The 12,397-nt window shown below is 63.9% G+C and carries 10 protein-coding genes; 2 read left to right on the plus strand and 8 right to left on the minus strand.

Annotation, left to right across the window (positions count from 1 at the left end; all coding sequences use genetic code 11):
• Nucleotides 1-192: 192 nt before the first annotated feature.
• Together AC3IQ7_RS08120 and AC3IQ7_RS08125 are read right to left on the minus strand one after the other, a co-directional pair.
• Nucleotides 193-1,758, minus strand: coding sequence for a phospholipase D family protein (locus AC3IQ7_RS08120; protein ID WP_489208911.1), 1,566 nt, complete (start codon nucleotides 1,756-1,758; stop codon nucleotides 193-195).
• 125 nt (nucleotides 1,759-1,883) lie between these two features.
• Entirely contained in the window at nucleotides 1,884-3,653 is a 1,770-nt protein-coding gene (locus tag AC3IQ7_RS08125; RefSeq protein WP_489208913.1) for an FAD-dependent oxidoreductase, read from the minus strand.
• A 252-nt stretch (nucleotides 3,654-3,905) separates the two neighbouring features.
• Between AC3IQ7_RS08125 and cysM the strand changes: the two genes are divergently transcribed.
• Nucleotides 3,906-4,808, plus strand: a complete 903-nt coding sequence (gene cysM, locus AC3IQ7_RS08130; RefSeq protein WP_035825682.1) for a cysteine synthase CysM — start codon at nucleotides 3,906-3,908, stop codon at nucleotides 4,806-4,808.
• Between the two features lie 100 nt (nucleotides 4,809-4,908).
• Here the strand turns inward: cysM and AC3IQ7_RS08135 are convergent, their stop codons facing one another.
• From AC3IQ7_RS08135 to AC3IQ7_RS08155, 5 genes are all read right to left on the minus strand, one after another.
• The gene (locus AC3IQ7_RS08135; RefSeq protein WP_034751784.1) at nucleotides 4,909-5,241 is read right to left on the minus strand and encodes a hypothetical protein; all 333 of its coding nucleotides are present in this window, start codon (nucleotides 5,239-5,241) and stop codon (nucleotides 4,909-4,911) included.
• Between the two features lie 438 nt (nucleotides 5,242-5,679).
• Entirely contained in the window at nucleotides 5,680-6,825 is a 1,146-nt protein-coding gene (gene mltB / locus AC3IQ7_RS08140; protein WP_489208916.1) for a lytic murein transglycosylase B, read from the minus strand.
• Between the two features lie 8 nt (nucleotides 6,826-6,833).
• A complete protein-coding gene (locus AC3IQ7_RS08145) occupies nucleotides 6,834-8,861 on the minus strand; it encodes a transglutaminase TgpA family protein (protein WP_489208918.1) in 2,028 nt (675 codons plus the stop codon).
• Entirely contained in the window at nucleotides 8,858-9,871 is a 1,014-nt protein-coding gene (locus AC3IQ7_RS08150) for a DUF58 domain-containing protein (RefSeq protein ID WP_489208920.1), read from the minus strand. Before AC3IQ7_RS08150 ends, AC3IQ7_RS08145 begins: the two co-directional genes overlap by 4 nt.
• Nucleotides 9,872-9,876: 5 nt before the next feature.
• Nucleotides 9,877-10,785, minus strand: coding sequence for an AAA family ATPase (locus AC3IQ7_RS08155; RefSeq protein WP_489208922.1), 909 nt, complete (start codon nucleotides 10,783-10,785; stop codon nucleotides 9,877-9,879).
• A gap of 217 nt (nucleotides 10,786-11,002) precedes the next feature.
• Between AC3IQ7_RS08155 and AC3IQ7_RS08160 the strand changes: the two genes are divergently transcribed.
• Nucleotides 11,003-11,929, plus strand: a complete 927-nt coding sequence (locus AC3IQ7_RS08160; RefSeq protein WP_099378906.1) for a histone deacetylase family protein — start codon at nucleotides 11,003-11,005, stop codon at nucleotides 11,927-11,929.
• Nucleotides 11,930-11,957: 28 nt separating this feature from the next.
• Here the strand turns inward: AC3IQ7_RS08160 and AC3IQ7_RS08165 are convergent, their stop codons facing one another.
• Entirely contained in the window at nucleotides 11,958-12,350 is a 393-nt protein-coding gene (locus AC3IQ7_RS08165) for a hypothetical protein (RefSeq protein WP_099378907.1), read from the minus strand.
• Nucleotides 12,351-12,397 lie beyond the last annotated feature (47 nt).

Consider the following 12,397-nt stretch of genomic DNA (forward strand, 5'->3'; position numbering starts at 1 on the left):
TCGGCGAGCTTTTGGCCAACGTTGGATTCAATCGCGGAAGGGGCGAGAAAGGTACTTCAGGGACAGCGGTGGTGTCCCGTTGAGGCGATTATAGCAGCGTTTGACAAAACGCCATCTGACATGTCTCGAAAACAACAAATATTTTTAGATGGCAATCTTGTCAGGGTTAAAGTTTTCACACGCCGTGCGCGCCTACAGCTGCGATTCGATCGGCAGCCAGCGCATCACGGACACCAGCATGCGGCGCCAGAAGCCCGCTTCCGGATCGTGCGTCCACACCTTGGCGGGCACTTCGGTGGCGTCGGACCAGCGCAGGGCGCCGTTGTCGAGGAGCAAACGGTAGCTGGTGTCGCTCGCCGTCGAGTGCTGGAACAGCGCGCGCATGTCGGCCGCCAGCGCGGCGTCGTCGAACAGCACGCCCATTTCCGTATTCAGCTGGGCCGAGCGGGGATCGAGGTTGAAGGAGCCGACGAAGCCCCGCTGGCCGTCCACCACCATGGCCTTGGTATGCAGGCTGGCGCGGCTCGAGCCCATCAGGCTGATGCGCTTGCGGTGCTGGGTCTTCAATTCAAACAGTTCGATGCCGCCGCCCAGCAGCGCCTGGCGGTAGCGCGCATAGCCCGCATGCACGAGGGCCACGTCGGTGGCGGCCAGCGAGTTGGTCAGTACCTGGACCTGGACGCCGGTGGCAACTTTTTCGCCCAGGGTCTGTGTCAGTTCCGCGCCGGGCACGAAGTATGGCGAGGTCAGCAGCGCTTCCTCGCGCGCTTCCGTCAGCAGAGGCAGCAAGCTGTGCATGAGCCAGTGCTCGCTGCGCTGCAAACTGGCCACGGGTGCGGCTTTTTCCGGCGGATCCGACAATACTTGCACGTGCCCGCTCCAGTGCAGGCGCACGCGGCCATCGAGGTGGGCTTGCAACTGGCCCGCATCCGTCAGCTGCCGCAGGTAGGGTGAAGCGCCGAGTTCGCCCGTCAGTGCGTCGAGGCGGGCGCGCACGGCCTGCAGTTCCGGCGCGCCCGCATTTTTACCGGCGTGCAAGGCGCGGATGGGGATGACGGCACGGCTGTTCCAGAAGCGGTCGAAGATATCGCTCGTCTGCTGCACGGCGGGCCCAACCAGCAGCAGGTCGGCATCCTGGAAATTGACTTGTTCGGCGGCATCGAAATATTCATCGCCGATATTGCGCCCGCCGACGAGGGCGACCCTGCCGTCGACGATCCAGGCTTTGTTGTGCATGCGCCGGTTCAGGCTGACGGCGCGCAAGGCCATTTCCGTGGCGCGCAACCAGATGCCGTCGCGGTTGCGGCCCGGGTTAAACATGCGCACGTCGATCAGCGGGTGGCTGTCGAGCGCGAGGATGGCGGCGTCCTGACCACGCGCGTTGATATCGTCGAGCAGCACGCGCACGCGCACGCCGCGGTCGGCCGCACGCAGCAGTTCGAGCACGAGCAGCCGTCCCGTGACGTCGTTATGCCAGATGTAGTATTGCAGGTCGAGGCTGCGGCCCGCTTCGCGCGCGCTCAGGGCGCGCAGGGCGAACGCTTCCAGATTGTCGTCGATCAACGCCGTGCCGCTGTGGCCGGGCCGTTGCGCCAGTTGCGGCGCCAGCACGCGGTCGAGCAGGGTGGCATCCATCGCCACGGGCAGGGCCGTGCCAGGCGCCCCCAGCGAGCGTTCGGCGAAGCGCCCGTAGCTGTACAGGGCGGCGATGCTGAGCATGGCAAACAAGGTGGCCAGCAGCAGCAATTTGACGAGCATGCGGCGCACCGTCAGCGCACCGCGGGCATGCTGCGGCGCGAGGAAAGCCGGGTGGTGTGGGGCATGCGGACTCTTTCAGCGGGATGGCGACAGCCGATTGTAGCAGTTTCTACAATGCACGATTTTCAGGCGGAACCGGCCGGCAGCCGCGCCAGGAAGCCGTGAATCTGGGAAACAACTGCCGCGCCTTCACCGACGGCGGCGGCCACGCGCTTGGTGGAACCGGCCCGCACGTCGCCGATGGCGAACACGCCCGGCACGCTTGTTTCCAGCGCGGCCCGCTCCGGCAAGCCGGGTGGCGGGTAGGGTAAATGCGCGGCATGGCCGTGGGCGCGGCATTCGGCGCGCGTGACGTCGAAGCCCGTACGGATGAAACCCTGTTCATCGACGGCCACGGCGCAGTCGTGCAGCCAGTCCGTGTTCGGATCGGCGCCAACAAACAGGAAGACGCGGCGCACGGCGCAAGCGGCTTCCTCGCCCGTGCGGTTGTTGCGCCAGCGCACCTCCGTCAAGCCATCGTCGTCACCTTCGAGGGCGATGATTTCCGTGTGCGTGTGCAAAGTGATGTTGGGCGTGGCGGCGATGCGCTCGATCAAATAGCTCGACATGCTGGCCGCCAGGCCTTCGCCGCGGATCACCATGTGGACCTTGGCGGCGTGACCGGAGAGAAACACGGCCGCCTGGCCGGCCGAGTTGCCGCCGCCAACGAGGATGATCTCTTCCTGCCGGCACAGCTTGGCTTCGATGGGCGAGGCCCAGTAATACACACCCCGTCCCTCATACGTTTTCAGGTTGGCCAGCGAGGGGCGGCGGTAGCGCGCGCCGCACGACAGCACCACCGTGCGGGCGCGCACCTGCGTGCCGTCGCACAAGTTGACGCGCAGGGGCCAGGTGTCGCACAGCAGGTTGGCGGCGCTGGCTGGCGTGGCGATCTCGACGCCGAATTTTTGCGCCTGCACATAGGCGCGCCCCGCCAGCGCGCGCCCGGAGATACCTGTGGGAAAGCCCAGGTAATTTTCGATGCGCGCGCTGGCGCCCGCCTGGCCGCCGTACGCGCGCTGTTCCAGCGCCAGGACCGATAAGCCTTCGGAGGCGGCATACACGGCCGTGGCCAGGCCGGCGGGGCCAGCGCCCACCACCAGCACATCGAAGATCTTGTCACCGGACAAATCGGGCAGCATGCCCAGGCAGCGTCCCAGTTCCGCATTGCCGGGATTCTTCATGATCTTGCCGTCAGGACAGACCACCAGCGGCCATTCCTGCGGCGTAGGCTGGTAGCGCTCGGCCAGCGCGGCGGCGGCCGCATCGGTGGACGGATCAAGCACCGTGTGCGGATGGCCATTGCTCGACAGAAAACTTTGCAGGTGGAACAGATTGCCATTGCCGCGCGGCCCTACCAGCACGGGGCCGCCCGAATTCGATTCGATCAGCGCCACGCGGCGCAGGATCAGGGCGCGCACGATGCGTTCGCCCATCTCCGCCTCGGCCACGATCAGCGCGCGCAGGGATTCCGAACTGATGTCGAGCAATTCCACGGCGCCCACGGCGCTGCCGTTGACGAGGGTGGGGCGGCCGGACAATTGCGCTACCTCGGCAATGAAGTGGCCGACGCCCACTTCGCGCAGGACGGACGCCTGTCCCATCACTTCGTGGCGCTTGATGCTGACCCGCCCGGACAGTATCACCAGCATGCCGAAGCTGCTGCTGCCTGCCTCGAACAGCGTATCGCCATCGGCAAAGCGCTGCAGCGTGCCATAGCGCTGCAAGCGCTGCAGTTCGAGCCCATTGAAGACGGGCGAGATCTGGTGGCTGCGGCCGTGCAAGTCGAGCGTGGCGAACTGGACGGGATCGTCCTGCGTCGTTTCGGGAATGAATTCGGGTGTGCTGCTGGCCATGGCGAGTCCGTTCGGAGGCTGAATAAGCAAATAACAAAAATAACTAACAGTGACGAGTCTAGCGCATGCGGCGCGCGCCTGCCGCAATACCCCTTGTGTACGCCCGGAAATGGCAGTGCGGCAGGCGCCATGCCGCATGTGGCGGCGCAGCAAGGGGCGCGCGCGGGCCAGGCTGCTGGAGCCGATCAGCGATACGCAGGCCGGCATCTCATATTAGAATGGGTCTTTGTTGAACCTACTCAAACAGACACGATGGCTTACAAGACACTTGAAGATACGATAGGCAATACCCCGCTGGTGCAGCTGACGCGCTTGCCGGGTGCCGATGCGCTTGCGCGCAACAACGTCATCCTGGGCAAGCTGGAAGGCAATAATCCGGCAGGCTCGGTGAAGGACCGTGCGGCCATGTCCATGCTCAAGCGCGCTGAAGAGCGCGGCGTCATCAAGCCGGGCGATACCCTGATCGAGGCGACCAGCGGCAATACGGGCATCGCGCTGGCCATGGCCGCCGCCTTACGCGGCTACAAGATGCTGCTCTTGATGCCGGACAATCTCAGCGTGGAGCGCCGCCAGAGCATGGCTGCCTACGGCGCCGACATTTTATTGACGCCGAAGACGGGCGGCATGGAATATGCGCGCGACCTGGCCGAGCAGATGCAGAAGGATGGCCGTGGCGTGATCCTCGACCAGTTCGCCAACGAAGACAATTCGCGCGCACACTATGAAAGCACGGGGCCGGAAATCTGGCGCGATACGAATGGCCAGGTTACGCATTTCGTCAGCGCCATGGGCACGACGGGTACCATCATGGGCGTATCGCGCTACTTGAAAGAGCAGAATCCCGCCATCCAGATCATCGGCGCCCAGCCCGAGGAAGGTTCGCAGATTCCCGGCATCCGCAAGTGGCCGGAAGCATACTTGCCGAAAATTTACGACAAGTCGCGCGTGGACCAGGTGGAATACGTGAGCCAGGGCGTGGCCGAGCGCATGGCGCGCAGCCTGGCGGCGGAAGAGGGCTTGTTCTGCGGCATCTCGGCAGCCGGCGCGTGCGAAATCGCGCTGCGCATTTCACAGACGGTGGAAAACGCGACCATCGTGTTTGTCGTGTGCGATCGCGGCGACCGATACTTGTCCACCGGAGTCTTTCCTGCTTGATAGTTGATACGGGAAAATAATGTCGGCCAGAACGGCCTGAGAACTGCTGGAAATACCCCCTCCCCATGGCGGGGAGGGAAAACCTGCGAAACTGGCAGGATCAGCCTTGTGGCGTTTCGCCTTCTTTTGGCTTGAATTGCTTGTCGCTGATGCGGAATTTGTTACGACGGTCACCCATCAGGTAACGCAGGTCGCGGATGCTCAGGTCGCTGACTTCGTGCATGCGGATCAGCAGCGATGCGCCGACCGGCAGGCGGTGGTGGCGGATTTTGCTGATGACTGGTGGCGCTACTTCCAGCGCGCGGGACAAGGCTGCGTCGTTTTTCAGGCGCAGGTTTTCGATCAGGGTATCGAGCAATCTGTTTGGGTTGTATTGAAGCAGATCGTCGGAGTCCGAATCGCTGTTCATATCAATGCCGACTTGGTTTGTCATGATGTTATTGTTCCTTCTGTAGTTGCACTGCAAAGTAAAAAACACTCGGAGCTCGCTCTTGCTGCGTTCATGTTCATTCTTTACTAAAAGGAACGAATTCACACACGGTACGATCCGGGATACAGTTTTTCGTAATATATACACAATTGTACAACAGGATTCAATTTCAGGCCGGAAAGCCCAGTAATCTTGCTTTGTACAAAATAGCTGTTGTCTTGTTGCAACACCTATTTATTCTTTATTATGCTCTATGATAGAACAAAAATTGTACTTTGACAAAAGTTAAGTATAAAACCATTTCCGTATTCCGTGCCGCACAAAGGCTGGCGAGCAAGGCTGGCACATGTTATCGGCCCTACCATAGACTTGTTTTCTGGTCGCTTCAACATCCCTTACGCTTTCTTACAAGTAATATTATAACTTTACACCGACTTTCGGTTAGCGTGCGCGCACTTGACTGATGGCCTTGCCCAAGTCGATGACTGACATGGCATAAAAATAACTTCTGTTGTACTGAGTTATAGCAAAGAAGTTATTGGTTGCCAAGTGATACTCAGTTGCTTCTGAACCATTTTGCAGATCGATCAGGCCGAACAGCATGTTCTGGGGCGTGGACGGGGCGGCACTCACGCCCGCGTCCTGCAATTCCGCCAGCCGGTACTTCGCTTGCAAGCCCTGGCCGATGAACTTTTCCCAGGCGCGGCTGGCCGACACGGTGACGGAATACGTGCTGATGGCCGGATCGTCGCGCCGCCAGCCGTGTTCGACGAGGAAATGCGCGACGCTGCCGATGGCGTCGGCCGTGGAATTGCGCAGGTCGATGTGACTATCGCCATCAAAGTCCACCGCATATTTCATGATGCTGCTCGGCATGAACTGGGGCAGGCCGATGGCGCCCGCATACGAGCCAAGCAGAGTCAAGGGATCGATGCCATCCTTGCGCGCGTACAGCAGCGCGTTTTCCAGTTCTCCCTTGAAAAACTCCATGCGCGCGGCGCGGGTCGGGCTTTCCGGGTAGGAAAACGCAAGGGTGGTCAGCGCGTCGAGCACGCGGAAACGGCCCGTGTTGCGTCCGTAAACAGTTTCCACGCCGATGATGCCGACGATGATCTCGGCCGGCACGCCATATTCGCGTTCGGCGCGCGTCAGCGCGTCCGCGTTCTCTTCCCAGAATTTCACGCCCGCATTGATGCGTACCGGCTCGATGAAGCGGGCGCTGTACGCTTGCCAGTTCTTCGGCTTGCCCGGCGGGGCCGGCTTCATCAGTTGCACGGTCGACTCGACATAGCGCACCTTGCCGATCAGGGTATCGAGTTCGGCGCGGTTAAAGCCGTGCTTGGCGGACATCTCGTCGAGGAAGGCGCGTACTTCTTTCCAGTTGGCATAGTCGACAAATTCGCCTTCGAAGTCGAATTTCGCCGGTGCTTTTTTTGCGGCTGCCTTGACGGGAGGCGCCTTGGCCGCGCGCACGGCACGGGCCCGGTCAGCAGCGGAAATATTGCTGTTTTCGCCAGCGTGCGCGGTGGACAGGCACAAGGGAAGGGAGAGGAGCAGGGACAGGGCGGAGGTTTTGATCGGTAACAAGGAGCGTCTCATCGGCATTGGGTTAACAGGCGGCGCAAGCTGCGCCGCGCGTGGAATTGTTCGTCTGGGTTGGCATTACCATACTTCATCGCGGCATAGATTGCCAGAAACTGTGCGATGGCGGCGTGCGCCTCCTGTGTGGCCTTGCCTGCGGCCAACCGCGCAGCATAACCGTGCGGGCCTTCATGCGGCGCACGGCTGTAGCCGCGCCGCGCCTGCTGCTGGCAAAACTGTACGTACAGGGCGTCGAGCGGATTGCCTTGCCGCACCTGCCGCCACCAGACCAGCGCGCCAGCCGCGGCGGCCAGCAGGGCCAGCACGGCGCAAGCGAGTGCCAGCTTTTTCGCTGGCACGTTTTTCAAGCCATCGAGCATGGCACGCTGGCGTTGCGGCGTGGTGTCGAGCACCCAGCGGCTCCAGGCTTGCTCGGCCTGCTGCCATTGCTGGCGCCACGCGGCCACCGCCCCGTGCGCGCCGCCATCGAGGCCGGCCAAGGCGCGCCATGCCGTCAGCGGCGACGGCGCCGGCGGCAGGGCGGCGTCGAGGTTGCGCTCGGTGCGCAGGGGCGCGACGGCGCCGGTGGGATCGATACGCACCCAGCCCCGACCCGCCAGCCACACTTCGCTCCAGGCATGGGCGTCGGACTGGCGCACGGTCAGGCTGGCGCTGGCGCTGTCACTGTTGCGCAGGCCGCCCTGGTAGCCCATGACGACGCGCGCGGGAATGCCCATCGCGCGCATCAGCACGACAAAGCTGCCCGCGTAATGTTCGCAAAAGCCCGCCTGCGTGGTGAACAGGAAGTCGTCGACGCCATGCTTGCCCAGCAGTGGCGGCTGCAGGGTGTAGCGGAAGGGCGCGCGGCGGAAGTGCTCAAGCACGGCGGCGATGGCGTCGGCGGGTGCCAGCGCCTGTGCGCCCTGGCCGCGCAGGGCGCGGGCCCAGGCCACGCTGCGCGGATTACTGCCTGCGGGCAAGGCCAGCCATGGCTGTTGCTGGGCCAAAGACAGGCCGGCTTGCAAACGGTAGCGGGGCAGGGAACTGACGCGGTAACGGACGGTCGAAGTAATAGGTTGTATGGTCAGCACTTCCAGCGCGGACGACACGACATACGGGTTGCCGGGCAGGCGTTCGATGCTGCGCGGTACGTCGAGCGCGAAGATGCGCCGCTGGCCGCTTGCTTGCAAGGTCACTTCGTATTGGCTGGGCTGGCCTTCCAGCGCGATGTCTATCCGGTTGTCGCTGGCTGGCGCGCGCCCCTTCGCGCCCCGGCGCGTCCAGGTGGCGCCATCGTAGTCGCCCAGCACCACGCCGCGCCAGTACAGCTGGTCTTGCGGCGGGAGTGGTGTACTGAATCGGGCCGTGAAGACGGGTTCGCTGGACAGGGCCAGCGAGGCGATGGCGCCCGGCTGCATGCTGTCGGACAAGCCCGTGCGCGCCTGGGCGCCTTCTGGCGCCGTCCCCCACAAGGGGCCGTCGACGCGCGGCACGGCAAGAAACAGTACGGCCGACAGGGGGATGGCCAGCGCCAGCATGCGTCCCAGCAAACTTAACCTTTGCGCCAGGCGCGGCTGCACGGCGCCGTATTGGGCCGACAGCAGGCCGGTCAGCAGGACGATGACGGTGGCCAGCATCCAGGCGGCGCTGAGGATGCCTTGCGCATGAAAGAAGTTCGCCAGCAGGAGGAAAAAACTGAGGAAGACGAAGACGAAGATGTCGCGCCGGCCATGCATTTCCAGCGATTTCATGGCCAGCAGCAAGGCCAGCATGGCCACGCCCGCATCGCGCCCCAGCACGGTGCCGTAGCTGGCGTGGACGGCGGCGATGCCCAGCAAGGCCAGCGGCGCGAGCACGGCCAGCTGCGGCTGGCGCCGGCCCCGCACGGTGATGATGGCGCGCCACAGCAGGAGGGCGGCAGCGGCGGCCGACAGCCATGGGGGCAGGTGCAGCGCGTGCGGCGCCAGCACCATGGCGGCAGCCAGCAACAGCAGCCCGATGTCGGCCTTGTCGCGTGGCAAGTTGGTCAGCCATTGCCTCATGCCATGGCCTCATGTTGCGGCAACTCCTGTGGAAAATCGCGCGGCAAATCATGCAGGGCCAGCACGCGCAGGCAGGCGTCGCGCTGGCTGGCGCCCAGGGCCGGCGCCAAAGTCAGCTTGCCCAGGCGCAAACCGTACGGCAAGCCCGTGCGTTCCGCCTGCAGCACCCAGGCGGCCAGGCGCGACAAACGTGCTTCCGGCGACAGCATGTGCAGGGCGGCGTACTCAAGCACGATGCTGCCACGGTCTGTGCCGACCTGCGCGTCGGCGGCGAGTTGGAATTGCTTGCTGAATAAATGCTCACCGTCATGGCGGGCGATCTGGCGCCAGGCCAGGCGGCGCAAGGGGTCGCCCGGCTGGTAGGCGCGCACACCCGCCAGTTCCAAGGCGCCATCGGACGTGCGTGGTTGTTGTGGTGTCTGCTTTGCCGGCTGTTCTGTCCCTGCAGGCAAGGGCAACGACGGCGCGTTGTGTTCGGGCTGCGGATACACGAGCAGGCGCGCTTCGGGCTGCCAATGGCACCAGGCGAGAAACAGGCCCAGCGGGAAACTGCCGGACAGGCGCACGGAGGGCGCAGCTAGCCATCCGCGTTGCCGCGCCGCTACGACGATATGAATGGCCGTTTCTCCGTGGGCATCGATATCGGCCAGGCCGGGTGCCGCCGTTGAACCGTGCACGGCCACGTGGATCACATGGCGCGGGCGCGTGCTGCGGTTGATCAGGCGCAAGGTGAACGTGGCGTGGCTACCCGCGAACACGGACTTGCCCGGCGTGGCGGCCAGCGCCAGGCCCGCCAGGTTACGGCTGGCAAACAGCATGTCGGCGATGGCGCAGGCGGCCGCGAAATACGTGAGCGCGTAGCCCAGGCCTAGGCGGTAATTGACGGCGGCGATCCACAGCGCCAGCAGCAGCGCGGCAAACGCCAGGCCCGCGCGCGAGGGGCGGATATGCACGCGCTGCGCGCCCAGCCAGGGGCGCGCCGGCAGCCAGCGGATAGTGCGCAGGCGCACGGCGGTCAGACGGGGGTTGCCAGCAGCAATTGCTGCAGCAGGTGGCGGCTGTCCGTGGATCCTTGCGCCGCATGCAGGCGGTGGGCGCAGACGGGTAATAGCACGGCTTGTACATCGTCGGGCGTGACGTGGTCGCGTCCGGCCAGGGCGGCCCAGGCGCGCGCCGCTTGCAGCAGGGCCAGCGCGGCCCGCGGGCTCAGGCCATCGGCAAACACGCCTGGCACGCGGGTGGCATGCACGAGGGACAGCACGTAGTCGACGACGGCGATCGAGGCGTGGATGGCGCGCAGACCCGCTTGCGCCTGCAGCAATTCTTCCGCGTTCATGACGGCCGGCAAGGTTTGCAGCATGGCGCGGCGGTCGGCACCCAGCAGCAGTTCCCGTTCGGCCGCCGCATCGGGGTAGCCCAGGGTGACGCACATGAGAAAACGGTCGAGCTGCGATTCGGGCAGGGGGAAGGTGCCCAGTTGGTGCGCGCAGTTTTGTGTGGCGATGACGAAAAACGGCTGCGGCAGCGCGCGCGTGACGCCGTCGAGCGTCACTTGACGCTCTTCCATCGCTTCGAGCAAGCCCGATTGCGTCTTCGGCGTGGCGCGGTTGATTTCGTCGGCCAGCAGCACCTGGGTAAACAGGGGGCCGGGATGAAAGAGGAAGCTGGCGCTGCCCCGGTCATACACGCTCATGCCGGCCACGTCGGCAGGCAGTAAGTCGCTGGTGAATTGCTGGCGCTTCCATTGCAGGCCCAGCGAGATGGCCAGCGCGTGCGCCAGCGTTGTCTTGCCCACGCCGGGCACGTCTTCGATCAGCAGGTGGCCGCCGGCCAGCACGCAGGCGAGGGCCTGGCGGATCTGCAAGTGTTTGCCGACGAGAACTTCGCCGATCTGCTGTGCGGCCTGGTGTATTTTCGAAAACATGCTATTTCTATCACAGTAAGTCGGATTATTTAATTTACAATCGCTTTGGCCAGGTCAAGCCGTGCCGCCCGCCCGTGTCGTGCACGTGGTAGATTAGAGTGGCAGCGACGGCGGCCCAGACCAGCCAGTGATTTTATGCGAGAACGCGCAGGGCGAACAGGAATGCCATGCAGTGTTCCCGGAGAATGGACAGAGACATAGGTAACCAGTACAGCGCATGAGCACAGCCATTTATACCCATCCCGATTGCCAGCGCCACGAAATGGGCGACTGGCATCCCGAATCGCCGGCCCGCTTGCAGGCCATCAACGATCAATTGATCCTCGCGCACATCAGCGACCTGGTCGAGCACCGCGATGGCGTGCGCGCGCAATTGTCCGATATCGAGCGCAACCACAGCGCCACGGCTATCGGCCTCGTGCGCGACAACGTGCCACCGGCCGGTGACTATTACCCGCTCGACGGCGATACCCTGCTCAACGCGCACAGCTACGAGGCGGCGCTGGCCGCCGCCGGTTCGGCTGTGGCCGCCACGGACGCCGTCATTGACGGCGAGATCAGCAACGCTTTTTGCGCGATCCGCCCGCCCGGCCACCATGCACGGCCCAGCGAGCCCATGGGCTTTTGCCTGTTCAACAATGTCGCCATCGCCGCCAAGCATGCGCTCGACGTGCGCGGGCTCGAACGGGTCGCCATCGTGGATTTCGACGTGCATCATGGCAATGGCACGGCCGAGTCCGTGGCGCACGATCCGCGCATCCTGATGGTCAGCTTTTTCCAGCACCCGTTCTATCCGTACAGCGACGTGGAATCGTATACGGACACGCGCGTCAATGTGCCCGTACCGGCCCGTTCGAAGGGTGATGCCGTGCGCCAGCTGGTGCTCGACCACTGGCTGCCTGCGCTGCACCGACAGCAGCCGCAGATGATTTTCATTTCCGCCGGTTTCGATGCCCACCGCGAAGACGACGTGGGCGGCATGGGCCTGGTGGAGGCCGACTACACGTGGATGACGCAGCAAATGATGGCCGTGGCCAATCAGTATGGCAAGGGCCGCATCGTCAGTTGCCTCGAAGGGGGCTACAACCTGTCATCCCTGGGCCGCAGCGTGGCGGCGCACGTGAAGGCGCTGGCGGAGCTGTAATGGTTGCGCTGTAACGGTTGAGTTATAACTACAGCAAGCTGGGGCGGCTGCGGGAATTCGTGTGGCGGTGCGTCTGGTAGTCGAGCGCGTCGCCAGCCATGAAGCGGCGCCAGGCTTGCGTGTAGACGAGCGATGATTTATCCGCATCGAAGCTGTCGAGCTGCAACATGTCGCGGTGGTGCTTGATTTCATTGACCAATTGGTCATACAGCACTTGCAAGCCATAGCTGTCGGCGCTCTGGCGCTTCAACCGTTCTTCCAGCTGCGCCACTTGCCCCTGCAACTGCAGGGATTCCTTCTTCCACTGCAACAGGCTGCCATTGCGCGGCACGCGCTTGGGCGCCGCCTTGGCCGGGCGCGAGCTGCCACGTTCGCATTCCCCGTGTACCGCTGGCGCCGTGCCAGTGTGTTCCATCATCATATCGAGCTATTCCCATCGCGTATCTCCCGGAGCCAGCCTGGAAAATA

This window comes from Janthinobacterium sp. GL_088 (assembly GCF_057837845.1).